The 23,906-nt window shown below is 63.9% G+C and carries 18 protein-coding genes; 10 read left to right on the top strand and 8 right to left on the bottom strand.

The window, feature by feature from the left end; all coding sequences use genetic code 11:
* Positions 1-128: 128 nt before the first annotated feature.
* From PG883_RS03555 to dedD, 7 genes are all read left to right on the top strand, one after another.
* Positions 129-1,250 carry a 4-phosphoerythronate dehydrogenase gene (locus PG883_RS03555; protein WP_113977520.1) on the top strand — a complete coding sequence of 374 codons (1,122 nt, stop codon included), beginning with the start codon at positions 129-131 and terminating at the stop codon, positions 1,248-1,250.
* A gap of 147 nt (positions 1,251-1,397) precedes the next feature.
* Positions 1,398-2,414, top strand: a complete 1,017-nt coding sequence (locus tag PG883_RS03560; protein ID WP_041214974.1) for an aspartate-semialdehyde dehydrogenase — start codon at positions 1,398-1,400, stop codon at positions 2,412-2,414.
* 293 nt (positions 2,415-2,707) lie between these two features.
* Positions 2,708-4,834, top strand: a complete 2,127-nt coding sequence (locus PG883_RS03565) for a FimV/HubP family polar landmark protein (RefSeq protein ID WP_113977522.1) — start codon at positions 2,708-2,710, stop codon at positions 4,832-4,834.
* A 166-nt stretch (positions 4,835-5,000) separates the two neighbouring features.
* Positions 5,001-5,810: a tRNA pseudouridine(38-40) synthase TruA gene (truA, locus tag PG883_RS03570; RefSeq protein WP_103242952.1), complete on the top strand. Its 810-nt coding sequence runs from the start codon at positions 5,001-5,003 to the stop codon at positions 5,808-5,810.
* Positions 5,811-5,929: 119 nt separating this feature from the next.
* The gene (gene accD / locus PG883_RS03575; protein ID WP_010675139.1) at positions 5,930-6,793 is read left to right on the top strand and encodes an acetyl-CoA carboxylase, carboxyltransferase subunit beta; all 864 of its coding nucleotides are present in this window, start codon (positions 5,930-5,932) and stop codon (positions 6,791-6,793) included.
* A 2-nt stretch (positions 6,794-6,795) separates the two neighbouring features.
* Complete coding sequence (gene folC, locus PG883_RS03580; RefSeq protein WP_161957688.1) at positions 6,796-8,055, top strand: bifunctional tetrahydrofolate synthase/dihydrofolate synthase; 1,260 nt, start codon at positions 6,796-6,798, stop codon at positions 8,053-8,055.
* Between the two features lie 179 nt (positions 8,056-8,234).
* Positions 8,235-9,041: a cell division protein DedD gene (dedD, locus tag PG883_RS03585; protein WP_113977525.1), complete on the top strand. Its 807-nt coding sequence runs from the start codon at positions 8,235-8,237 to the stop codon at positions 9,039-9,041.
* 113 nt (positions 9,042-9,154) lie between these two features.
* Here dedD and PG883_RS03590 read toward each other — a convergent pair whose 3' ends face one another.
* The 4 genes from PG883_RS03590 to PG883_RS03605 form a co-directional block, all read right to left on the bottom strand.
* The gene (locus PG883_RS03590) at positions 9,155-9,499 is read right to left on the bottom strand and encodes a TusE/DsrC/DsvC family sulfur relay protein (RefSeq protein ID WP_039038798.1); all 345 of its coding nucleotides are present in this window, start codon (positions 9,497-9,499) and stop codon (positions 9,155-9,157) included.
* A 122-nt stretch (positions 9,500-9,621) separates the two neighbouring features.
* The gene (gene yccS, locus PG883_RS03595) at positions 9,622-11,763 is read right to left on the bottom strand and encodes a YccS family putative transporter (protein WP_113977526.1); all 2,142 of its coding nucleotides are present in this window, start codon (positions 11,761-11,763) and stop codon (positions 9,622-9,624) included.
* Positions 11,764-12,027: 264 nt separating this feature from the next.
* Entirely contained in the window at positions 12,028-12,684 is a 657-nt protein-coding gene (locus tag PG883_RS03600; RefSeq protein ID WP_010675134.1) for a Bax inhibitor-1/YccA family protein, read from the bottom strand.
* 163 nt (positions 12,685-12,847) lie between these two features.
* Entirely contained in the window at positions 12,848-13,786 is a 939-nt protein-coding gene (locus tag PG883_RS03605; RefSeq protein ID WP_234823592.1) for a helix-turn-helix transcriptional regulator, read from the bottom strand.
* A 130-nt stretch (positions 13,787-13,916) separates the two neighbouring features.
* Here PG883_RS03605 and PG883_RS03610 point away from each other — a divergent pair, with 130 nt between their 5' ends.
* The 3 genes from PG883_RS03610 (at position 13,917) to PG883_RS03620 (ending at position 17,613) form a co-directional block, all read left to right on the top strand.
* Positions 13,917-16,073, top strand: coding sequence for a TonB-dependent siderophore receptor (locus PG883_RS03610; RefSeq protein WP_113977529.1), 2,157 nt, complete (start codon positions 13,917-13,919; stop codon positions 16,071-16,073).
* 96 nt (positions 16,074-16,169) lie between these two features.
* Positions 16,170-17,216, top strand: a complete 1,047-nt coding sequence (locus PG883_RS03615) for an alpha/beta hydrolase (protein ID WP_113977531.1) — start codon at positions 16,170-16,172, stop codon at positions 17,214-17,216.
* Between the two features lie 163 nt (positions 17,217-17,379).
* A complete protein-coding gene (locus PG883_RS03620; RefSeq protein ID WP_102983837.1) occupies positions 17,380-17,613 on the top strand; it encodes a DUF6719 family protein in 234 nt (77 codons plus the stop codon).
* 104 nt (positions 17,614-17,717) lie between these two features.
* Here the strand turns inward: PG883_RS03620 and prpF are convergent, their stop codons facing one another.
* The 4 genes from prpF to prpB form a co-directional block, all read right to left on the bottom strand.
* Positions 17,718-18,917, bottom strand: a complete 1,200-nt coding sequence (gene prpF / locus PG883_RS03625; RefSeq protein ID WP_069651427.1) for a 2-methylaconitate cis-trans isomerase PrpF — start codon at positions 18,915-18,917, stop codon at positions 17,718-17,720.
* 152 nt (positions 18,918-19,069) lie between these two features.
* Positions 19,070-21,688 (bottom strand): Fe/S-dependent 2-methylisocitrate dehydratase AcnD, encoded by a 2,619-nt coding sequence (acnD, locus tag PG883_RS03630; protein ID WP_206619349.1) that lies wholly within the window; start codon positions 21,686-21,688, stop codon positions 19,070-19,072.
* The gene (gene prpC, locus PG883_RS03635) at positions 21,688-22,845 is read right to left on the bottom strand and encodes a bifunctional 2-methylcitrate synthase/citrate synthase (RefSeq protein ID WP_010675128.1); all 1,158 of its coding nucleotides are present in this window, start codon (positions 22,843-22,845) and stop codon (positions 21,688-21,690) included. Before prpC ends, acnD begins: the two co-directional genes overlap by 1 nt.
* A 64-nt stretch (positions 22,846-22,909) precedes the next feature.
* Entirely contained in the window at positions 22,910-23,809 is a 900-nt protein-coding gene (gene prpB, locus PG883_RS03640) for a methylisocitrate lyase (RefSeq protein ID WP_257707121.1), read from the bottom strand.
* Between the last annotated feature and the right edge of the window lie 97 nt (positions 23,810-23,906).

The raw sequence follows: 23,906 nt of genomic DNA on the forward strand, positions 1-23,906 counted from the left end.
CGTGCCCGCACCTGAGGCCGGAAGGTGGAAAGATGGCCGCAGAGCGGTCTGCCAACAAGCCTCTGAAAATCCGTCGCGTTTGGGCTAGAATGGCGCGCCTGTGGCCCTTGTGGACGAGATGCGTGCCGATGAAGATCGTCGTTGATGAAAATATGCCCCATGCGGTGGAGCTGTTTGCGGAATTTGGTGAAGTGGTTCCCCTGCCGGGACGAGAAATAAAGGCCGCGGATCTGCAAGAGGCGGATGTGCTGCTGGTGCGCTCCGTGACCCGGGTCAACGAAGCGCTCCTGGCGAGTTGCCCCAGGCTGGGGTTTGTCGGTACGGCCACCATCGGCACGGATCACATCGATCAGGGGCTGCTGGCGGCGCGGGGCATCCCCTTCTTCAGCGCCCCCGGCTGCAACAAGGTGTCGGTGGGGGACTACGTGCTCTCCGCCCTGCTGGTTCTGGCCGAACGCCATGAGCTGACCTTGAGCGAGATGAGCCTCGCCGTCATCGGTGCCGGCAACACCGGCGAGAGCGTGGCCGGCAAGGCCGAGGCGCTCGGGATGAAGGTGCTGCGCTGCGACCCGCCCCTGGCCCGTAGCGGCGCCGCTGGCGACTTCGTGGATTACCGCACTGCCCTGGATGCCGACATCGTCAGCTTCCATGTCCCCTATCTTCGTGAAGGGGATGAGGCCACCTTCCACCTGCTGGGAGCCGAGGAGATCGCCGAGCGTCCGGCCGGGCAGATCCTCATCAACGCCTCCCGCGGCGAGGTGTGGGACAACCGTGCCCTGCTTGTCCGCCAGCAGGGACCCCATCCCCTGCGACTGGTGATGGACGTGTGGGAAGGAGAGCCCGAGCCCCTCAATGAACTGGTGCACCATACCGAGCTGGCCACCCCGCACATCGCCGGTTACAGCCTGGAAGGCAAGGCCCGTGGCACCTGGATGCTCTATGAGGCGCTGTGCCGGCAACTGGGGCGCACCCCGCGCCAGGATCTGCAATCCCTGCTGCCTGCCCCAGAGGTGCGCGAGCTGACGCCGGGGCAGCCGGCGGATCAGGCGCTCATCAAGCAGCTTGTCCACCTTGTTTATGACGTGCGCCGTGACGACGCCCGTTTTCGCAACCGGATCGGGCTGCCCGGCAGCTTCGATGAGCAGCGCAAGCGCTACCCCGAGCGGCGCGAATTGGGCGCCCTGCAACTGAAAGGGCCCTTCGCCGACGACAGACTGGCCCGACTGGGCTTTGCCGTCTCGGAGCAATAAACCCGATTTCAACAAGGGGAGGGGCTTGCCCAGGCGGCGCTTCCCCCCGGCCCGGCATCATGGCGGGCCTGTCATCAAACCGATACGCGTGCCAGCCGGGGCCCTCATGCCCGGCCCCGACGGGCCGCATCACAGGAGAACAGATCAGTGAGTCAGCAATTCAACGTAGCGGTATTGGGTGCCAGCGGCGCCGTGGGTCAGGCCATGATCGAGATCCTGGAGGAGCGCGCCTTCCCGGTAGCGACCCTCTATCCGCTCGCCTCCAGTCGCAGCGCTGGGGACACGGTGCGTTTTGGCGGCAAGAACGTCGACATCCTTGATGTGGAGGCCTTTGACTGGAGCCAGGTGGAGATCGCACTCTTCTCCGCCGGTGCCGAGGTCTCGGCCAAATGGGCGCCCATCGCCGCCGAGCACGGCTGCATCGTCATCGACAACACCTCCTGCTTCCGCTACGACGAGGACATTCCCCTGGTCATTCCGGAAGTGAACCCGGACGCGCTGGCCGATTTTCGCAACCGCAACATCATCGCCAACCCCAACTGCTCCACCATCCAGATGCTGGTGGCCCTCAAGCCCCTGCACGACGAGGTGGGCATCAGCCGCATCAACGTGGCGACCTACCAATCCGTTTCCGGCTCCGGCAAGGAAGGGGTGAGCGAGCTGGCGGGCCAGACCGCCCACCTGCTCAACGGCCGCCCGGTGGAGCCGACCCTCTATCCGCAGCAGATCGCCTTCAACCTGATCCCGCAGATCGATGCTTTCACCGACAACGGCTACACCCGGGAAGAGATGAAGATGGTGTGGGAGACCCAGAAGATCCTGGGGGATGCCAGCATCGCCGTGAACCCTACCTGCGTGCGGGTACCGGTCTTCTATGGTCACGCCGAGGCGGTCCATGTGGAGCTGCACCAGCCGCTGGACGCCGAGCAGGTCAAGGAGCTGTTGCGCAATGCCCCGGGCGTCACCCTGTTTGATGATGAAGGGGACTACCCGACCCCGGTGCGCGATGCCACCGGTCAGGATGATGTGATGGTCGGGCGGGTGCGCCAGGATATTTCTCATCCGAGTGGTATCAATATGTGGATCGTGGCCGATAACGTTCGTAAGGGCGCGGCAACCAACAGCGTGCAGATTGCCGAACTGCTGGTACGCGACTACCTCTGAGGCCGGATGTCGGCCCCGGGCGGGGAGGGAACCCCGCCTTGATGTGGGCGCCCTGGCCCCGGTATGTGACCGGGAACCCACTCTCCGGTTTTTGGAATACCGTGTGATATCAGTGGACTAGGTTTTTTTCTACACTCTGGTTCGCGTCTGGGGCTGCTTTCTGGTCGCCGCCGGGCGCGAAATATGTCGGATCGCTGGCTTGAGACCGGCGCCTGATTTATATTGAGCCGATTGTTTTGGGGTAACTATCCAGATTTTTCAATGTGATAGGGCCGTCATACGAAGGAACGAATATGGGACATTCCCGCATAACGCTGGCAACGCTACTCGCATTGGGGCTTCTGGGCACGGTTCAGGCCGAAGAGGGGGCGCGAGAACCCTTCTTTGTCGAACTCAAGGGACCGGATGGCTCACCGCCCCCCGCGGTGCAACCAGAGCCCCGGGCCCAGCCCGTGGCGCCCGTCACCCTGCCCAGAGCCGAGCCCATCGTGCGTCAGGTGCCTGCTGCGTCGGCTGGCAGTTATGGTCCCGTGCGTCCCACCGATACCCTCTGGAGTCTGGCGAGCAAGCATCGCCCTTCCAACCGGGTAAGCGTCTACCAGACCATGGTGGCCATCTATGACAAGAACCCCCGAAGCTTCGCAGACGGCAACATCAACCATATTCTGGTGGGTTCCCACATCCTGCTGCCCACCGCCGCAGAGGCGGGGCGCATCACGGATGCCGAAGCACGCCGTCGCTTCAACAGCGACAACGCGAGCTGGAAGGGGCTGAGCCCCAAATACCTGGCCAACAAGCAATCCCACGTCGCCCAGCCGGTGGCGAGCAAGCCTGCTCCGGCCAAGCCGGCTGTGGTGGCCAAGAATACACCGCCCAAGGCGGCGCCGATCCCGGCGGCACCCAAGGCGACGGCTCCTGCCCCCGAGGTGAAGGAGACCACCAAAGCGGTCGTCTCCACTCCCGTGGTGGTGAGCGGTGCTGCGAGCAGCGCCGCCAGCACGGCGCCGGCGCCCCTGCCCGCCACTGCGGTGGGCAAACCTTCCACCGAGATGGCGCTGGCTCTGGAAGATGCCAACGCCCAGCTCGGCCAGGTCACCGAGATGAACCACAGGCTCAAGCTGCGCCTGCAAGCCCTGACCGAAGAGGTGGAAACCCTCAAGGCCCAGTTGCAGGATCAGACCGCCCTGCAAAAAGAGGTGGCGGAACTCAAGGCCAATCCGACGCCTCCCGTGGTGGCGCCGGTGCCCAAACAGAGCTGGCTGATGGAGCTGCTCTCTTCGCCGCTCAATCTCGCCATGATCATCCTGCTGCCGGTACTCCTGGTGCTTGCCCTGGTCACGCTCTGGCTGCGTGCTCGTGCCCGCCGCGAGCTGGAAGAGCAGGAGAAGAGCCTCTCCGAGTCGACCTCCATGGTCATGGGAGACGAGAACAGCGAGTTTGATCAGTTGATGACGGTGGGCATCGCGGATGACGAGCCCCTCCATGGCATGCCGGATCTCAACGAGCCGGAAGTGAGCAGGAAGCAAGATGGCGCCAGTGCCGCCGCCGATGTCATCTTCCGGGATGACGAGACGGCGCTCTCCGCTTTTGATGTGGAGCCTGCGGTGACGACGGCGAACCGGGATCCGGATCTGGTGCCCGAGCTGGATCTGGCCCACGAGGGGGACTTCGATCTGCCCGTGGTGCCGGAACTCGATCTCTCCGACGAGCCCAGCTCCTCTGCTCGTGGTCATGACGAGATCATGACCGAGGAGGAGCTGCAGGCCGCCCTGTTTGCCGAGCTGGACGCGGATCTGGAAGCGGATCTGGCCCAGGCCCAGGAGGAGAGCCGCAGCCAGCGTGACGAGACACTGGCTAACTTCGATCTGAGCGATCTAGAGACCAGGTTTGGCGAGCCGACCGACGATGAGCTTGCCGCCAAGGCGCCGCACATCGACGAGACGGGGTTTGGCAAGGACGATGTGGACGACATGCTGGCCGAGCTCGGGCTGGAGCCCACCAAGCCGACGGCGTCCGAGTGGGATCCCAGCGAGCTGGCCCTGGCGGACTTCGAGGATGCCTTCGCCGAGGTGGAGTCCCATCAGGGGGAGGTGAAACCCCGCGAACAGGTGCAAGACAGCGACTTTGTTGAAATCGACAAGCTGCTGGCCGATGCCGATGCCAGCAGCACGGAGCAGGAACCCTATCAGGGCTTCTCCCTGGATGTGGGGCTGGACGGTTTCCCCGAGGTGCTGCCGGAGTCCAACGGCTTTGATGTGGATGCCGATGACGGCGGGGTGGGGGCCAAGCTGGATCTGGCCCGGGCCTACCTCGAGATCGACGACAAGGAGAGCGCCCGCGAGCTGCTGGAAGAGGCGGTGGCCCAGGGCAGCGAGCACCAGCGCAGCGAGGCGCAGAAGCTGCTCAAGCGCCTGGGCTAGGCAGGCCCTTGTCATCCATGCACCAGAGAGGGCAGCCCGCGGGCTGCCCTCTCTCTTTGGGGGCCCCGCACCGCGGCCTCGCCCAGTCTGGGACTTTTGAGCCTGAGCGCGTATAATCCGCCCCGTTTCTTTCACTGCATCCTTTCATCAGAAGACACCGTTACCCATGCGAATTGCCCTTGGTATTGAATATGACGGCAGCCGGTACTTCGGCTGGCAGCGCCAGCGCGAAGTGATCAGCGTTCAGGAGGAGCTGGAAAAAGCCCTCAGCCGCATCGCCAACCACCCCGTCTCCATCCAGTGTGCCGGTCGCACCGATGCGGGGGTGCATGCCACCGGCCAGGTGATCCACTTCGATACCGAGTCGAACCGCGCAGAAGGCGCCTGGACCCTGGGGCTCAACTCCAACCTGCCCCCTGACATCGCCGTGCGCTGGGTCAGGGAGGTGGACGAGCATTTCCATGCCCGCTTCAGCGCCACCGCCCGTCGCTACCGTTACGTCATCTACAACCACAACTACCGCCCGGCGATCCTGGGCCAAGGCGTCAGCCACTACCACGAAGCCATCGATGCGACGCTGATGCATAAGGCCGGCCAGAGCCTGCTGGGGGAGCATGACTTCAGCACCTTCCGGGCTGTCGCCTGTCAGTCCAACACCCCCTGGCGCAATGTGACCCACCTGTGTGTCAGCCGTTCCGGCCCCTACATCGTGCTCGACATCAAGGCCAACGCCTTCCTGCATCACATGGTGCGCAACATCACCGGCTCCCTGCTGCTGGTGGGGCAGGGGCTTCAACCGGTGGAGTGGATTGCCGAGGTGCTGGCGGCGAAGGATCGCAACCTGGCGGGCCCGACCGCCAAGGCGGGCGGCCTCTATCTGGTGGATGTGGATTACCCGGCCGAATTCGGGTTGCCCCGGCCGCCCCTCGGCCCGCTGTGGCTGCCGGACTCGGCACCGGGTACGACCAGTTTTTAGTAACTGGGCCCGAAAATTTGTGGTTTAATGATCCGTCGTTTATTGCCATCGAGCCGTTAAGTCATTGAACAATCAAGGCTCGATGTGTTTTGTCAGGCACAAATGCATTAAGGAATTCCATGAGCTGGCTTGAGAAGATCCTTCCCAAGAGCAAGATCACCACACCGCGTCGTCACAACATTCCGGAAGGGGTGTGGACCAAGTGTACTGCTTGCGAACAGGTGCTCTACCGGGCAGAGCTGGAGCGCAATCTCGAAGTGTGCCCCAAGTGTGACCATCATATGCGCATCAGCGCACGTGCCCGTCTCGAGAGCTTCCTCGACGCCGAGGGACGCAGCGAAGTCGCGGCCGAGCTGGAGCCGCAAGACATCCTGAAATTCAAGGATTCCAAGCGCTACAAGGATCGTTTGTCTGCCGCCCAGAAAGAGACGGGCGAGAAGGATGCGCTGGTGGTGATGAAGGGGACCCTCAAGGGGGTACCGGTCGTCGCCTGTTCATTCGAGTTCTCCTTCATCGGGGGCTCCATGTCCTCCGTGGTCGGTGCCCGCTTCGTGCGCGCCGTCGAGGAGAGCATCAAGGAAGGCCGCGGCCTGGTCTGCTTCTCCACCTCCGGTGGTGCGCGGATGCAGGAAGCCCTGTTCTCCCTGATGCAGATGGCGAAGACCAGTGCGGCCCTAGATCGCCTCACCAAGGCGGGCCTGCCCTTCATCTCCGTGCTGACCGACCCCACCATGGGTGGCGTCTCCGCGAGTCTGGCCATGCTGGGTGACATCAACGTAGGCGAACCCAAGGCGCTGATCGGCTTTGCCGGCCCCCGCGTCATTGAGCAGACCGTGCGCGAGAAACTGCCGGAAGGCTTCCAGCGCTCCGAGTTCCTGCTGGAGAAGGGTGCCATCGATCTCATCATCGACAGGCGCGAAATGCGCAACCGTCTGGCCGGTCTGCTGGCCAAGCTGATGAACACTCAGGTCATCGAAGACTGAAGATGAGTTCACACATGCAACAATCCCAAAGCCGGTCGCTGGTCGACTGGCTTTCTTATTTGGAGCAGATCCACCCGGCCAACATCGACATGGGGCTGGAGCGGGTCGGCACGGTTGCCCGCCGCATGGGCCTCACCGAACTGCCGTTCAAGGTGATCACGGTGGCGGGCACCAACGGCAAGGGCTCCTCCTGCGCCATGGCGGCCAGCATCCTGATGGCCGCCGGCTACCGGGTCGGTGTCTACTCCTCCCCCCATCTGCTGCGCTTTACCGAACGGGTGCGCGTCAATGGCCAGGAGCTGGCCGATGGCGATCACTGCGCGGCCTTTACCGAGGTGGAAGCCGCCCGGGGCGACATCGCCCTCACCTTCTTCGAGTTCGCCACCCTGGCGGGTCTGTGGCTGTTTCGTCGCGCCGCGCCCGATGTGCTCTTGCTGGAAGTGGGGCTGGGGGGGCGGCTCGACGCCACCAATGTGGTGGAATCGGACGTCGCCCTGATCACCTCCATTGCCCTGGATCACTGCGACTGGCTCGGGGATACCCGGGAGGCGGTGGCAGTGGAGAAGGCTGGCGTCTATCGCAAAGGTAAACCCGCCATCAGCGGGGAGCACAATCCGCCGTCGACCATCGCAAGCGAAGCGGCGCGCCTCGGCGCCTGCCTGCGTCAGGTCGGCATCGATTTTCGTGGTGACGAGCATGAAGGTGACTGGGATTATCACGGCCTGCACCACTGGTCGGGATTGCCCAAACCGGCCCTGCCGCTGATGAATGCGGTCACCGTGCTGGCGGCCCTGGAGTCCCTCGGTCTGCCATTGGCGGAGTCCGCCATCCGCGACGGCCTGGCCAATGCCCGCCTGGCTGGCCGGATGCAGCAGTTGCAAACCTCGCCGCTGGTCATCGTCGACGTGGCCCACAATCCCCACTCTGCCGCCTATCTCGCCAGCCAGTTGCGCCAGCTCCCCGGCAAGGGCAAGCGCCGCGCCGTGGTTGGCATGCTCAAGGACAAGGACATGGCGGGGTCGCTGGCCGAGCTTGGCGGTCTGATTGACGAGTGGTTCCTGGCAAGCCTCCACGGCCCGCGCGCGGCCACGGCCGACCAGTTGGCGACGGCCCTTGGCGGCGGCCGGGGCGTGGCGCTCACCTTTGCCTGCGTGGGGGATGCCTACGGCGCCGCCTTGGCCGCATCGAGTCCTGACGATATGGTCATTGTGTTCGGCTCGTTTTACACTGTCGCCGACGTGCTGGCTCTGGGCGCGGTCTGAGCCGTTCGCTCCCCTGGCTCCGTCAACGTGATGACGGGCCGGGTTTTGCACTGGATAATCCCCTTTCAGGCCAAGTGGGTGGCGAGGGACCCGGCTTCGCCAGCCGGCGTGAGGGGAGGCGTTCTTTGCGAAGTGTGCAAGATTGCAATGGATCCTAAGTAACATGGGTGGAAATTAACTTGGCTTCGAAGTTTCAAAACAGATTGGTGGGGACCGTCATCCTGGTCGCCCTGGTGGTCATCTTTCTGCCGGACCTGATGGACGGCAACAAGCTGGAGCAGAAGGACGAGGCCTTCGCCAAGATACCCCTGCGTCCGGAGCTCGAGCCCGCCAAACCTGCGCTTCAGGTCTCGGCGGCGAGCACCCTGCCGGCCGAGCATCTGGCGAGTCAGCAGCAGGCCTCTGCCGCGACCCAGTGGCAGGTAGAGGAGATTGGCGATACCGTGACCCTGGCCAATCAGGGGGGAGCCAATCCAGCGGGAGCCAGTCAGGCTCCCATTACCCAGCAGCAGCCGGTACAGGCCGTGGCGCAACCCAAGCCCCAGCCCCAGCCCAAACCCGAGCCCAAGCCGGAAGTGATCGCCAAGAAACCGGTGGAGCAGCCTAAACCCAAGCCGGTGCCAACCAAGCCGGTAGAGGTGCAAAAACCGGTGGAGGCCAAGCCACAGGCGGGCCAGATCAAGACCATGGATGATCTCATCGCGAGCAAGATGGCCCAGCCGACTACGGCACCGGCAGCCCCGGCTCAGGGGAGCTGGATCCTGCAGCTCGGCGCCTTCAAGAATGCAGACAGCGTCAATGCCCTGGTGAGCAAGCTGAGGGCGGCGGGCTACTCGGCCCAGACGTCGCCGAGAACCCCGGTGCAGGGGCAGATCAACCGGGTCTTCATCGGGCCGGATGTCTCCAAGGCCAAGTTGCAGGGCATGCAGAGCCGGATCAGCCAGATGACGGGCCTGAGCGGCTCCGTGGTGGCCTACAACCCCTGACAGCATGATGAAATGAAAAGACCGCGCCTCATGGCAACATGGGCGCGGTCTTTTTTTGTGTCCAACACGGGGGAGGCAGTGTGGCTATCGGGCTATCGGGCTGCCGAGGAGGCCTAGATGCACTTCACCGGCTTGGGGAGGCCTGCGATCTTGGTGGCCTGCTTGGCGGGGCCTTCCGGGAACAACTTGTAGAGGTAGCGGCTGTTGCCCTTCTCCGGGCCGTACTGCTTTTCCATTGCCTTGACCAGGGCGCGGATGGCGGGGGAGGTGTTGAACTCCAGATAGAAGGCCCGCACGAAACGCACCACTTCCCAGTGGGGATCCTCCAGCACTATCCCCTCTTTTTCGGCCAGCACCAGGGCCAGCGCCTCGCTCCATTGCTCGCTGTGGCGCAGATAGCCTTGGGCATCGGTCTCGATGAGTTGGCCGTTGAACTGCAAATGGTGTGGCTCGGACATGACGCTTCCTCGAAAAGGCTATCTCAATGGGGCGGGCATGGTAGCGCCTTGCGTCCCGTCCGGCAACCGGGGCGGCGCTTGGCACCTGCCTCGGGCGGGACTGGTCCGGCGGCTATGTCCGGCTAGGTTCGCCCCTGACCTGTCAGCAACTGGCCGTCGTTGGCCAGCACCAACAGCTCGTCTGCCAACTGGCTGATGAGGGTGAGCTGCTGGCTCAGCATCAGCTGCTCCTCGCTGCTCTCCGGAGCGATGGCTGGACAGGCTCCCGCGAGCGGCGTCGGCATCTCCCCCGCCAGGTGACCGGCGGCCTGCTCCAGGGTCTGGCTGATGTGGCGGCTTATCTCCTCCAGCCCCTCGATGGGCTCGAGTTTGTCGCGATGGGCCCCAAGCGCCGAGATATAGGAGAGCAGAGCATGGTTGCGCCAGGTGAGAGTGAAGCAGAGATCCAGGAAGCGGCGGCGCTTGCTCGGCTCTACCAGCATGCTCTGCCAGGCCATGGCCAGCTCGCTGTCGGCGAGGTGGGCACACTTGCGGGCCACCCGGTAGTCCAGGGATTCATCCCGTTGGCGATGCAGGCTGGCGAGCACCGCCGAGAGGTACTTCGCATTGGCGGACAGGGAGTTGGCGATAAGGGTCGGCAACCGCTTGTATTGCCAGTCGGGCCAGAGCCAGGCCACCAGGGCGTAGGAAAGCAGGCAGCCGAGTAGGGTATCGAGCAGCCGGGGTCCGAGGATGGCGAAGCCGATGCCATCCAGCAGGTTGAACGCCATCAGCACGTAGAGGGTGATGAAGCAGACGGCGGCGCTGTAGTTGCTGCGCACCTGGGTGAAAAACAGGAAGGCGGCCAGCCCCATGATCCCCAGTTGCAGGTGCAGCTCGGGGAAGAACCAGAGCACGGGCACGCCGATGAGGATACCGGCAAAGGTGCCGAGCATCCGCTGCACCAGGCGACGGCGGGTGGCGCTGTAGCTCGGCTGGCAGACGAACAATACGGTGAGCAGGATCCAGTACCCCTTGTCCAGGTGAAACGCCTGCAGAATGCCATAGCCCACTACCAGCCCGAGGGAGAGCCGCAGGGCATGGCGAAACACCATGGAGTTCGGGGTCAGGTTCTGCCTGAGCAATGCCAGCAGGGGCAGGGCGATCGGCCGTGCCAGGGGAGGCAGGCTGGTGGGCGGCGCGGCGGGGTTTTGCAGCTCTTCGGCGCTTTGCAGCAACTGGTTGATGCTGGCCAGGTTGCGACGCAGGAACTTCATCGGTGTCAGCAGGGTCTTGGGGTAGTGCTGCTTGAGGTGGGTGAACTCCAGCTGATCGCCGAGGGCCTCCAGGGTCCAGTGAATGCGTTTGTGGTGGGTGTAGGGCTTGTGCACCAGGATGGCGTAGCCAAGCTGCTGACAGGCGTCGGCAAGCTGTGACAGCACCTCCTGGAAGCCGTCGAGGACGATGCCCTGCTTGAGCTCCGCTTCCAGCTTGCTGTAGGGGTAGTGGCTGGAGGTGGCCCGCTCCTGGATCTCCAGGGCAAGCAGGTAGAGGCGCAGCAGGCCCGCGAGCTCGGGGGCAACCCCGTGGCGGCCGGGGGCATGAAGACGGGCATTGAGCGCCGTCTTGGCCTGGTTCAGGGCATTGACCAGGTTGATGTTGAGCTGGGCCAGATTGTGGCGGATGGCCTGGGCGCCGTGTTCGTCGGCCGGGAAGAAGCGGGATTTCTCCTGCAAGTAGCGGGCGAGGGCGAAGTAGCTCTGGGCCAGTTGCTCGTGCAGGGTCTTGTAGGGCAGCAGCCAGAGCCAGACCAGGGACACCAGGCCGTACCAGAGGGCCCCGGCGCACAGGGCCAGCGGCTGATAGAAGAGATCCGGCGCCTTGGCGGCCCCCAGCATGGTGTAGATGGCAATCAGCAGGGAACCAAAGCTGATGGTGGCGTAGCGCTGGCCGAGGGCACCCACCATGACGAAGATAAAGGTGGAGCCCGCGAGCCCGATGGCAAAGAGCCAGGGGGTGGGGAAGAGATACTGCACGCACAATGAGGCGAACAGGAAGCAGAGCAGGGTCATGGCGAGGTTCTTGACCCGGCCCCAGAGGCTGTCGTCGGTCTCGGCGATGGCGCCGGCCACCACCCCGAGGGAGAGCAGCACGGTGAGCTGGATGTCACCGGTTGCCAGCGCGAAGGCGAGCAGCCCCGCGATGGCGAGCAGGACCTTGAGGGCGAAATAGATGTGGCTGTCTGTCAGCAGCCGGCGCAGCAGGCCGGAGAAATCCATCTGCATGCTAGGAACCACCCTTGAACGAGGTGAAATCGATGTGGCTGTCGGTCAGCAGACGGCGCAATAAACCTGAGAAGTCCATGGGCATGGGATGAAGGCAACCCTTGAGCGAAACGAAAGCGACAGCATAACCTGTCGATAACGAAACGGCCCTGATTTGGATCAGGGCCACTTCGCTTCATATCCTTGATTTGCAACTTATCCTGACAGAAATGGGCGCCAATAAAAACCCCGCCGAAGCGGGGTCTTGTGCATCTTAAGCATCCATCAGTTGCGGTTGCCGCCAAGCAGGCTCAGCAGGCTCAGGAAGATGTTGTAGATGGAGACATACAGAGTGACGGTGGCAGAGATGTAGTTGGTCTCGCCGCCGCGCACGATCTGCTGGGTGGTGAGCAGGATGGCGCCGGAGGAGAAGAGCATGAACATGGCGGACAGGGCCAGGCTCAGGGCGCTCATCTGCAGGAAGATATTGGCAACCATGGCTACCAGCAGTACCCAGAACCCGACGAACAGCATGCCGCCGAGGAAGGAAAGATCCCGCTTGGTGGTCAGGGCATAGGCAGACAGGCCGAAGAAGGTGAGCGCAGTACCGCCCAGCGCCGTCATCACGATCTCGCCGCCGCCGTTGTTCATGTACATGTTGATGATGGGGCCGAGGCTATAGCCCAGCAGGCCGGTCAGGGCGAAGGTGAACACCAGCCCCATGCCGTTGTCACGGTTCTTCTCGGTCAGGAACATCAGGCCGTAGACACCGATGAGGAACACGGCCCAGTGCAGGGGCGGCATGTTCATGACGGTTGCTACCCCGGCTACCACGGCTGAGAAGCCAAGAGTGAGGGAGAGCAGCATGTAGGTGTTGCGCAGCACCTTGTTGGTGTCGCGCACGGCACCCTGGGTGCCAGTGTAGATAGAACGGGTATCCATCTTGATGTCCTCTTGATTTCCGGGGTGAAGCGACCATTTGTGCTTCGTTAACGCATTGTATGCACTGAATGTGTGGATGACGAGCGCTGATTTCAAGCGCCACCCCACCTGCGTGGTGCCTACTATCCCAGAGCAAAGATGTATTGCGCATGAACAAGGAGGCTCAAGGCGTTGCAGAGGGCGCCTGCTCCTGTTCTTTACCCTGTCTGGCGATCCGCGTCGGCGAGAAGCCGAACTGCTTTCTAAACGCCGTAATGAAATTGGCCACATGGTCATAGCCGGCGTGGGCGGCGGCCCCTTGCAGAGAGAGGCTGCGCGCCTCCAGCCTGGCCCGCGCTTCTTGCAGCTTTCGCTGGCGAAGGTAGCGCTGCAGGCTCATGCCCAGCTCTTTTTTTGCGGCCCGCTGCAAGGTGGAGACGCTCATGCCGAGGGTGGCCGCGATCTCGGTCAGGGTCATCTCGTCCACTTTTTCATCCCTGAGCAGCATCTTGAGGCGCGTCGGTTGCTCGTTCTGGCGCTGGCAACAGGAGGAGGCGGCCTGCTGGAGGTGGGTCATCAGGCTCTCCCATACACTGAGGGCAAAGGCCTTGCGCATCAGCATCTCGGAGGCGTTCTGGCTGCTGGTGAGATTGAGCGCTTCCGCAATCTGTCCAAGGGCAGCTGGCAGGGTCCAGTCGACGCGGCTCAGGTGGCGGCTGAAGGTCTGTGCGAAAGCCTTGCGATGCGCCTGTGCCAGATTGTGGGCGAGCCAGGTGTGGTCCAGGGAGAGGACGATGCTGCGGCTGCGCACCTGGGCTTTGGCCGCCCCCTGCACGATGTCGGGCTCGGTATAGAGGATGGCGGTTGCCACTATGGGGTCGGACTCGTGGAAGCGACACCCCTTGAGCCTGTGAGTGGCGCCATAGGTCATCAGGGCCCGGCTCTCGAGGGGAATGGCGATGATCAACTGCGGCGGCAACTCCCGCTCGGTGGCGAAGTCTGCCTTGTGAACGATGTCCTTGTTGTGAAAGCGAAGACCCTCCTGGATCACCAGGTTCTCCACCCTGCCGGTGAAGCGCCCCCGCTGGCGTGCGCTGGTATCCCTTGCCACTGTGTCAGTCATGTGCAATTTGACCATGTCGAAGAGTGAAATGACCACACCGCAAAACTGCGGCGGAAGATGGAGTGATATATTAGCCCCCGGAAAATCAAATGAAAATGATTATCATCTCTATCTTGGGGTCACTCTTACTATGGTTGTCTTGAAGGATAAAGCGCGAAGCCCGCTGGCTCTGGCCATCTCTGCCGCTCTGGCCGTCACCTTTGCCGCCCCGGCAGGGGCACACACACCGGACATCAAGCCGGACGAAACCCTGGTCGTCTATGGCAATCCACTCTACGGGATGTCGCCGTCGGAGGAGACGGGAGGCTATGGGGTCGACTCGGCCACCGTCGGCACCAAGACGCCGGCGGCCCTCAAAGACATCCCCCAGTCGATCACCGTGTTGACCAACGACTACATCGAGGAGCGCAACTTCGTGGCGGTGGACGATCTGGCCAAGTTCACGCCGGGTCTGCGCACCCTGGTCAATGACAGCGGTCGCTCCTCCATCTTCTCCCGTGGCTATGAGTACGACGAAGTGAACCTCAACGGCCTGCCATCGCCCATGCAGAGCAAGTACGGCACCCTGCCGTCGCTGGCGGCGGTGGATCGGGTGGAGATCATGCGGGGCCCCTCCGGCCTCTTCAACAGCACCAGCGAGCTGGGGGGCGTGATCAACATGGTGCTCAAGCGTCCGACCGACGCCTTCAAGGGCTCGGTCACGGCGCGCTATGGCAGCTGGGACAGGCATTACCTGGAGGCGGACATGGGGGGCGCACTCAACGACGAGGGTTCCCTGCGCGGCCGCGTCGTGGTGGCCAACGCCGACATCAAGAACCAGGTGGACTACAACAACAACGACAACGGTACCTACTACGGCACCCTGGAGTTCGATCTCTCGGATCGCACCCGCCTCTCCGTCTACGCCCTGCACCAGACCAAGGACATCCTGCCCACCAACGGCCTGCCGGCGTACAAGGACGGCTCCCTGCTCGACATCGGCCGCAGCACCTACCTGGGGTCGGCTGAAGACTTCTTCGACGCCGACACCACGGATGTGGGGGCCTCGCTGCAACACGCCTTTGCCAACGGCGGGGTGGGCCAGGTCTCGGCCCGCTACATGGATCACGACATGCGGCTGGAGCAGACCTTCACCAACGGCTCCGTGGACGCGGCGGGCAACACCGGGCTGATGTTCAACGGCCAGGGGAACCAGCAGAAGAACATGGCCTTCGATGCCAACTACAGCCAGATGTTCGATCTGTTGGGGCACAAGAGCGAGTTTGTGCTGGGCTCCGACTACAAGCGCTACGAGTCAGACATCCAGACCTACACCAACCGCAACCTCGGCAAGATCAATGTGTTCGATTTCGACCCGACCCGGGTCGCCAAGCCGGACTACAGCTACACCAAGAATGACCATGAGGAGCAGTCGGAGCTCGGTCTGTATGGCAAGGTGACCTGGCGTCTGCTGGAGCCGCTGGCGGTGATCACCGGGGCCCGCGTCTCCTGGTACGATCTGGATGCCGTCAGCACGACCCTGAGTTCCGGAGCCCAGAGTGGCGAGTCCAATGCGTTCAACGGCAAGCTCACCCCCTACGCGGGGGCCGTCTATGACCTGAGCGACGCACACGCCTGGTATGCCAGCTACTCCAAGGTGTTCAAACCCCAGACCAGCCAGGACGAGAGCGGCAACCTGCTCAAGCCCCGGGAGGGCAGCCAGTGGGAAACCGGCATCAAGTCCTCGCTGCGTGACGGCCTGCTCAACACCCGGGCGACCCTCTTCCTGATGAAGGACGACAACATCGCGGCCCAGGCCTACGACGATCAGGGCATTGCCATCACCAACACCTACTGGGCCACCGGCAAGGTGGAGACGCAAGGGGTGGAGCTGGAGGCGAGCGGCTATCTCAGCCAGAACTGGATGGTGATGACCGGCTATACCTTCACCGACATCGAGGAGAAGGCCGGGGATCACAACCCGAAATTCGACACCATCCCCCGTCACGCCCTCTCACTCTGGACCGACTACCACCTGGCCGACTGGGTGCAGGGGCTGCACCTCGGGGCCGGGATGACGGCGGTGAGCGACTACGGCTTCAACCAGAAGGGGGTCGAGACCCATCAGGGGGGCTATGCCCTGTTCGATGCGGCGGTGCGTTACGAGATCAACGACAGGATGCAGGCGACCCTGAACCTCTACAACCTGCTCGACCGGGAGTACTTCTACCGGGTCGGCTCCACCAGCACCTTCAATATGTACGGCGAGCCGGCGAACCTGATGGCAGGCTTCACCTACAAGCTGTAACGACCGACGACAGCAGGGCCTCGGGCCCTGTTGTCGTCTCTGTGCGCCGCCCTACGGGGGATCCCCAAGGCTGGCGACGCAATCCTGGTTCATCCAATGACAAGACTCATCATCCTGCTGCTCACCATGATCACACTCTCTTCTGCCCAGGCAGACATGCTCCACTACGCCCAGCGCTTCACCCACCATTCGGCCCTGCTGGGGGAGACGCGGCAATACAGCGTCTCTCTGCCCCAGGAATATGAGCGCGAGCCCGGGGCTCGGTTCCCCGTGCTCTATCTGCTCGACGGGGAGAAGAGTCTGCTGGAGGTTGTCGGCATCACCCGGGCCCTGCGGGCCGGGCTCAATCCGGCGATTCCCCCCCTCATCATCGTCGCGGTGCACAACACCGACCGGATGCGGGATTACACCCCGAGCCACACCATGACCTTGCCCAATGGGGCACCGGCGGGGCCCGGCTATGCCGTGACGGGGGGCGGGCCCCGGTTCCTGCGCTATCTGAGTGAGGAGCTGCGCCCCCTCATCGAGGAGAGGTTTCGGACCCAGGCGCCGGCCCTGCTGGTGGGCCACTCCCTCGGCGGCCTGCTGGCGCTCGATGCACAGGCGCAAGATAGCGGCCAGTTCCAGGGAGTGATCGCCATCGACGCCAGCCTCTGGTTCGATTACCCCCGCAATTACGAGCGCATCGCGTCGGAGTTGACCGGGCCGCTCAAGCACGCCTCCTCGCTGTTCATGGCGGTGGCCAACAACCCCTTCACCCCGGGATTCGGGCGCTCGGCGTTTCACCGGGATCGCCTGCAGCAGTTTGCGCGGCAGGTAGTGGGGGCACCCGGCGCAAACCTGCACGTCACCAGCCGCTACTTCGAGGAGGAGGATCATCACAGCGTCTACCACCCCGCCGTCTATCAGGGACTCCAGTGGCTGTTTCAGGGCTACCGGATGGATCTGGCGCCCGGGCACTTCAGCCGACAGGGGGTGATCGCCCGCTTTGATGCCCTGAACCGCCACCTCGGCAGCGCACTGCGCCCGGAGCTGGGGAGCCTGCGGGACATCAGGGAGAAGGCCGCGCGCTGGCCGCAGATGGCGATCTCCGTGGACGAGGCCGATGCCCTGCTGACCCACTACTACGGGTCGAAGCCGTGAAAAGCCGATATTTTTGCCTGTGTCTGGAATCGTCACAACGGCGCCGGAGACGGGTGTCGGTCCGGCGCCATCCCTGGGTAGACTGCCGAAACGAGGGGCGCCGGGTCGGTGCCCCGACAGAGGCAGGGAGTGAGCGATGGCGGTTGCAGGAAAGAGGGGAGGCATGCTGGCTCTGTGGTGCGGCGCACTCCTGATGTCGGGGTGCAGTGGGTTTGCGCCTGCGCCCATTCCCGTCACCTATCTGAGTCAGGATCCGCCCCCAGGCAGGCTGCCCCTTGGGGAGACCGCCTATGTGGATGACGGTCGCTGCCCACCAGGGCAGGTCAAGCGGCTCATCGGCGGGGACGCGAAGCACAATGTGCCAAGAAAGGTGGAGTGTGTGGCAAGACCGCAATGATGATGTGATTTTTACAGCCTGAAACATCCAAAAAAGAGCCATGAGGCAGTCGCCTTGGGGCTCTTTTCGTCTGGCTGGCCTGGTCGGTGTGATGCCGCAGCGGGCTAGAAGGCATCTCCAGGGACCCGCACCCAGCCTTCCATCAGGATGCGGGCGGAGCGGGACATCACCGCCTTGGTGACCGTCCACTGTCCCGCTACCTGCTCTGCCTGGGCTCCGACTCTCAGGGTGCCGGAGGGGTGGCCGAAGCGCACCGCTTCGCGCTCGCCGCCCCCGGCGGCCAGATTGACGAGGGTGCCGGGAATGGCCGCCGCCGTGCCGATGGCCACGGCGCAGGTGCCCATCATGGCGTGGTGCAGCTTGCCCATGGAGAGGGCCCGCACCAGCAGATCGATCTCGCCAGCAATAATCTCCTTGCCGCTGGCGGTGCGGTAATCCTTGGCGGGTGCGACGAAGGCAATTTTCGGGGTGTGCTGGCGAGTGGCCGCCTCTTCGGGGCGCTTGATGAGCCCCATGCGCAGGGCACCGGCAACCCGGATCGCCTCGAAACGGGCGAGCGCTTGCGGATCTGTGTTGATCGCCTCGCGCAGCTCGGTGCCCTCATAACCGATGTCCTCGGCGTTGACGAACACCGTGGGGATGCCGGCGCTGATCAGGGTGGCTTTCAGTACGCCGCTCTTTACAACAGACGCGGGTACCTCCAGATCGTCCACCAGATTGCCGGTGGGGAAGAGGGCGCTGCCGTCTTCACCCTCGTCGGACGGGTCGAGAAACTCCAGTACGATCTCGGCGGCGGGGAAGGTCACCCCGTCCAGCTCGAAATCGCCTGTCTCCTGCACCTGGCCGTTCGTCACCGGCACGTGGGCGAGGATGGTCTTGCCGATATTGGCCTGCCAGATCCGCACCTCACAGGTGCCGCTCTCCGGGATGCGGGACGGGTCCACCAGGTCGGCGTGGATGGCGAAGGCCCCGGCGCCGGTGGAGAGGTTGCCGCAGTTGCCGCTCCAGTCCACGAATGCCTTGTCGATGGCGACCTGGCCGTAGAGGTAGTCCACATCGTGATCGGGTTGCTGACTTTTGGAGAGGATCACGCACTTGGCTGTGGAGGAGGTGGCCCCCCCCATGCCGTCCATGTGGGCGCCGTAGGGGTCGGGGCTGCCGATGACCCGCAGGAAGAAGGCATCCCGTGCCGGGCCCGGCTGCTGGCAGCGCTCAGGCAGGTCAGATAAGCGAAAGAAGACCCCCTTGCTGGTGCCGCCACGAAGGTAGGTGGCCGGGATTTTTACTTGTGGTATGTGGGCCATAGAGAGTGTCCTGAGAAGAGTCATAGATCCTGCTCCCTCTGGGAGAAGGTGCCCGAAGGGCGGATAAGGGGGATTTCCCCTCACCCCAACCCTCTCCCAAAGGGAGAGGGTGCTTTATGCCTTCCCCTTTTTCAAAGGGGCGGGGTTGCGATTTAGCTTGCGGCCTTTTGCGCAGTCGACGCCAGGAAATCCTGGGCGAAGCGTTGCAGCACGCCGCCTGCCTCATAGACCGAGACCTCCTCGGCGGTGTCGAGGCGGCAGGTCATGGGCACCTGGATCACTTCGCCGCTGCGACGGCGGATCACCAGAGTGAGATCGGTGCGCGGCCGGCGTTCCCCCACCACGTCATAGGTCTCGGTGCCATCGAGGCCCAACGTGAGGCGGGTGGTGCCCGGTTTGAACTCGAGCGGCAGCACCCCCATGCCGATGAGGTTGGTGCGGTGAATGCGCTCGAAGCCTTCTGCCGCTATCACCTCCACCCCGGCAAGGCGCACCCCCTTGGCCGCCCAGTCACGGGACGAGCCTTGGCCGTAGTCGGCGCCGGCGACGATGATCAGCGGCTGCTTGCGCTCCATGTAGGTTTCGATGGCTTCCCACATCCGCATCACTTTGCCATCCGGCTCGACGCGGGCGAGGGACCCCTTCTGCACCACGCCGTTCACCACCGCCATCTCGTTGACCAGCTGGGGGTTGGCGAAGGTGGCGCGCTGGGCGGTCAGGTGATCGCCGCGGTGGGTGGCGTAGGAGTTGAAGTCCTCCTCCGGCAGGCCCATCTTCGCCAGGTATTCCCCCGCCGCGCTGCCGGGCAGGATGGCGTTGGAAGGGGAGAGGTGGTCTGTGGTGATGTTGTCCGGCAACAGCGCCAGGGGCCGCATGCCGCGCAGGGTGCGCTCGCCCGCCAGTGCCCCCTCCCAGTAAGGCGGGCGACGGATATAGGTGCTTTGCGCACGCCAGTCGTACAGGGGCGTCACCTTGGGACCCTGATCCTCTTCCTGGGTGAACATGGGGATATAGACCTGGCGGAACTGGGACGGCTTGACCGACGCCTTGACCACGGCGTCGATCTCTTCATCAGACGGCCAGATATCCTTGAGGCGAATTTCCTTGCCCTCCACCACCCCCAGCATATCTTTTTCAATGTCGAAGCGGATGGTGCCGGCGATGGCGTAGGCCACCACCAGGGGCGGGGAGGCGAGAAACGCCTGCTTGGCATAGGGATGGATGCGGCCGTCGAAGTTGCGGTTGCCCGACAGCACCGCCGTGGCATAGAGGTCCCGCTCGATGATCTCCTGCTGGATGGCGGGATCCAGGGCACCGGACATGCCGTTGCAGGTGGTGCAGGCAAACGCCACGACGCCGAAGCCGAGCCGCTCAAGTTCCTCGTCCAGTCCCGCCTCTTTCAAGTAGAGGGCGACTGTCTTGGAGCCGGGGGCGAGGGAGGATTTGACCCAGGGCTTGCGCATCAGGCCGAGCCGGTTGGCGTTGCGGGCCAACAGGCCTGCGGCGATCACGTTGCGCGGGTTGCTGGTGTTGGTGCAACTGGTGATGGCGGCGATGATGACGGCGCCATCGGGCAAGAGGCCGTCAGCCTCCTGGGCACGGGCCTTGTCCAGATCCACCGCGATGCCCCGCGTGGCAAGTTCGGTCACCGGCAGGCGACGGTGGGGATTGGAGGGGCCCGCCAGGGTGCGCACCACGCTCGACAAGTTAAAGTGCAGCACCCGCTCGTACTGGGCGCTCGCCAGGGCATCGGCCCAGAGACCGACCTCCCTGGCATAGGTTTCCACCAGCCTGACCTGCTCGTCGTCACGGCCAGTGAGCTTGAGGTAGTCGATGGTCTGCTGGTCGATGAAGAACATGGCCGCGGTAGCGCCATACTCCGGCGCCATGTTGGAGATGGTGGCCCGATCGCCGAGGGTGAGGGCGGCGGCCCCCTTGCCACGAAACTCCAGGTAGGCGCCGACCACCTTCTGCTGGCGCAGGAATTCGGTGAGGGAGAGCACCAGATCGGTGGCGGTGATGCCGGGTTGCGGCTTGCCGGAGAGCTCCACGCCGACGATCGAAGGCAGCCGCATCCAGGAGGCGCGCCCCAGCATGACGTTCTCGGCCTCTAACCCACCCACCCCCACCGCGATGACGCCCAGAGCGTCAACGTGGGGGGTGTGGCTGTCGGTGCCGACGCAGGTATCCGGGTAGGCGAGGCCGCGATCGGCGTGGATGACAGGGGACATCTTCTCCAGGTTGATCTGGTGCATGATGCCGTTGCCTGGCGGGATCACCTCGATGTTCTTGAACGCCTGCTTGGTCCAGTTGATGAAGTGGAAGCGATCCTCGTTGCGCCGATCCTCGATGGCGCGGTTCTTCTCGAATGCCTGGGGGTCAAAGCCGCCACATTCAACGGCCAGGGAATGGTCGACGATGAGCTGCACCGGCACGACCGGGTTCACCTGGGCGGGATCGCCCCCCTGATCGGCGATGGCGTCGCGAAGGCCAGCGAGGTCCACCAGGGCGGTCTGCCCCAGGATGTCGTGGCACACCACCCGTGCCGGGAACCAGGGGAAGTCGCGCTCGCGCTGGCCGAAAACGATCTGGCCGAGGCACTCGTCGAGGATGGCCGGATCGCATTTGCGAACCAGGTTCTCGGCGTGGACGCGGGCGGTGTAGGAGAGCCTGTCCCAGGCGCCGGGGGCGATGGCGTTGACCGCCTCCCTGGCATCGAAGTAGTCAAGCTGTGTGCCGGGCAGGGGCTTGCGATATTGCGTGTTGATCATCACTTGCGCTCCTTGAGCGGCACGAACTGGAGATCCTCCGGGCCGACGTAGTTGGCGCTCGGGCGGATGATCTTGCCGTCGATGCGCTGCTCGATGACATGGGCCGACCAGCCTGAGGTGCGGGCGATGACGAACAGCGGGGTGAACATGGCGGTGGGCACCCCCATCATGTGGTAGCTGACGGCGCTGAACCAGTCGAGGTTCGGGAACATCTTCTTGGCCTCCCACATGGTGGACTCCAGCCGCTCGGCGATGTCGAACATCTTGGTGTTGTGCTGCTCCTGGCTGAGCTCGCGCGCCACCTCCTTGATCACCTTGTTGCGGGGATCGGAGACGGTGTAGACCGGGTGGCCGAAGCCGATGACCACCTCCTTCTTCTCGATGCGGGCGCGAATGTCGGCCTCCGCCTCGTCCGGGTTCTCGTAGCGCTTCTGGATCTCGAAAGCCACCTCGTTGGCGCCCCCGTGCTTGGGCCCGCGCAGGGCACCGATGGCTCCCGTGATGCAGGAGTACATGTCCGAGCCGGTGCCGGCGATGACGCGGCCGGTGAAGGTGGAGGCGTTGAACTCGTGCTCGGCGTAGAGGATGAGGGAGGTGTGCATGGCGCGAACCCAGGAGTCGCGTGGCTTGTGCCCGTGCAGCAGGTGCAGGAAGTGGCCGCCGATGGAGTCGTCGTCGGTCTCCACATGGATGCGTTTACCGTTGTGACTGAAGTGGTACCAGTAGAGCAACACGGAGCCGAGACAGGCCATCAGCTTGTCGGCGATATCCCGGGCGCCCGGGTGGTTGTGATCGTCCTTCTCCGGCGACAGGCACCCCAGCACGGAGACGGCGGTGCGCATCACGTCCATGGGGTGGGCGGAGGGAGGCAACTGCTCCAGGGCGGTCCTGACCCCGGTGGGCAGGCCGCGCAGGGCCTTGAGCTTGGCCTTGTAGGCGGCGAGCTCCGCCACATTGGGCAGGTGGCCGTGCACCAGCAGGTGGGCTATCTCTTCAAACTCGCAGCTGGTGGCCACGTCCAGGATGTCGTAGCCACGGTAGTGCAGATCGTTGCCGCTGAGGCCCACGGTGCACAGGGCGGTATTGCCGGCGGCGGTGCCGGAAAGGGCGACGGATTTCTTCGGCTTGAAGCCGGTGGTTTCGGGCAGGGCGCTCATCACATGTTTCCTCATTCAGTCCGTTGATGCGCCAGCCGCCAGCATAAGGCGGCCGGTCGCCGCCTTATTCCTTGGTCGATAAGTCCTGGGTGAACAGCCTGTCCAGGGTCTGCTCGTAGTGGTGGTAACCGAGAAAATCGTAGAGGGACTCCCGGGTCTGCATGGTGTCGACCACGGCGCGCTGGTGGCCGTCGCGGCGAAGCGTCTGATAGACATTGAGGGCGGCCTGGTTGGCGGCGCGGGCGGCGCTCAGGGGGTAGAGCACCATGTCCACGCCATGCAAGGCGAGCGCCTCCTTGTCAAACAGCGCGGTCTTGCCGAACTCGGTCATGTTGGCGAGGATCGGCACCCCGGCCGCCTGCCTGAAGCGATCGTACTGGTCCAGCTCGGTGACCGCCTCGGCGAAGATCATGTCGGCGCCCGCCTCCACATAGGCGGCGGCCCGCTCCAGGGCCGAGCCCAGTCCTTCCACCGCCAGGGCGTCGGTGCGGGCCATGATGACGAAGTGCTCGTCCTGGCGGGCATCCACCGCGGCCTTGATCCTGTCCACCATCTCGGTGACGCTGACCACGGCCTTGTTCGGCCTGTGGCCGCAACGCTTCTGGGCCACCTGATCTTCCATGTGGACGGCGGCCACACCGCCGCGCTCGAAGGCGCGGATGGTGCGGGCGATGTTGAAGGCGCCCCCCCAGCCGGTGTCGATGTCCACCAGGAGTGGCACCTGGGTGGCAGCCGTGATGCGTTCGGCGTCGATGAGCACGTCATTCATGGAAGTCATGCCGAGATCCGGCAGGCCATAGGAGGCGTTCGCCACCCCGGCGCCGGAGAGATAGAGGGCCTGGAAGCCGCTGCGCTCTGCCATTAGCGCCATGTAGGCATTGATGGTGCCGACAATCTGCAGGGGCTTTTCGTTGGCCAGGGCCGTGCGAAAACGCCTGCCGGCCGAGGGGGAGAGGTTGGACATGGTGACTCCTTTCATGGGGTGCGTGTCTGCTGTATGTGTAGGGTGAACGGTATCATCTCACACTACGTTTACGTTAACGTCAATTATGCTTAGGTCC

Origin of the sequence: Aeromonas sp. QDB25, from assembly GCF_027707725.1 — a bacterium.
Lineage (GTDB): Bacteria > Pseudomonadota > Gammaproteobacteria > Enterobacterales > Aeromonadaceae > Aeromonas > Aeromonas caviae.

What these genes read in the sequence shown, in the direction of transcription:
- PG883_RS03555 (WP_113977520.1), top strand. Translation starts at nt 129, where the DNA reads ATGAAGATCGTCGTTGATGAAAATATGCCCCATGCGGTGGAGCTGTTT.
- PG883_RS03565 (WP_113977522.1), top strand. Translation starts at nt 2,708, where the DNA reads ATGGGACATTCCCGCATAACGCTGGCAACGCTACTCGCATTGGGGCTT.
- truA (WP_103242952.1), top strand. Translation starts at nt 5,001, where the DNA reads ATGCGAATTGCCCTTGGTATTGAATATGACGGCAGCCGGTACTTCGGC.
- accD (WP_010675139.1), top strand. Translation starts at nt 5,930, where the DNA reads ATGAGCTGGCTTGAGAAGATCCTTCCCAAGAGCAAGATCACCACACCG.
- folC (WP_161957688.1), top strand. Translation starts at nt 6,796, where the DNA reads ATGAGTTCACACATGCAACAATCCCAAAGCCGGTCGCTGGTCGACTGG.
- PG883_RS03590 (WP_039038798.1), bottom strand. Translation starts at nt 9,499, where the DNA reads ATGTCCGAGCCACACCATTTGCAGTTCAACGGCCAACTCATCGAGACC.
- yccS (WP_113977526.1), bottom strand. Translation starts at nt 11,763, where the DNA reads ATGCAGATGGATTTCTCCGGCCTGCTGCGCCGGCTGCTGACAGACAGC.
- PG883_RS03600 (WP_010675134.1), bottom strand. Translation starts at nt 12,684, where the DNA reads ATGGATACCCGTTCTATCTACACTGGCACCCAGGGTGCCGTGCGCGAC.
- PG883_RS03605 (WP_234823592.1), bottom strand. Translation starts at nt 13,786, where the DNA reads ATGACTGACACAGTGGCAAGGGATACCAGCGCACGCCAGCGGGGGCGC.
- PG883_RS03610 (WP_113977529.1), top strand. Translation starts at nt 13,917, where the DNA reads ATGGTTGTCTTGAAGGATAAAGCGCGAAGCCCGCTGGCTCTGGCCATC.
- PG883_RS03615 (WP_113977531.1), top strand. Translation starts at nt 16,170, where the DNA reads ATGACAAGACTCATCATCCTGCTGCTCACCATGATCACACTCTCTTCT.
- PG883_RS03620 (WP_102983837.1), top strand. Translation starts at nt 17,380, where the DNA reads ATGCTGGCTCTGTGGTGCGGCGCACTCCTGATGTCGGGGTGCAGTGGG.
- prpF (WP_069651427.1), bottom strand. Translation starts at nt 18,917, where the DNA reads ATGGCCCACATACCACAAGTAAAAATCCCGGCCACCTACCTTCGTGGC.
- acnD (WP_206619349.1), bottom strand. Translation starts at nt 21,688, where the DNA reads ATGATCAACACGCAATATCGCAAGCCCCTGCCCGGCACACAGCTTGAC.
- prpC (WP_010675128.1), bottom strand. Translation starts at nt 22,845, where the DNA reads ATGAGCGCCCTGCCCGAAACCACCGGCTTCAAGCCGAAGAAATCCGTC.
- prpB (WP_257707121.1), bottom strand. Translation starts at nt 23,809, where the DNA reads ATGTCCAACCTCTCCCCCTCGGCCGGCAGGCGTTTTCGCACGGCCCTG.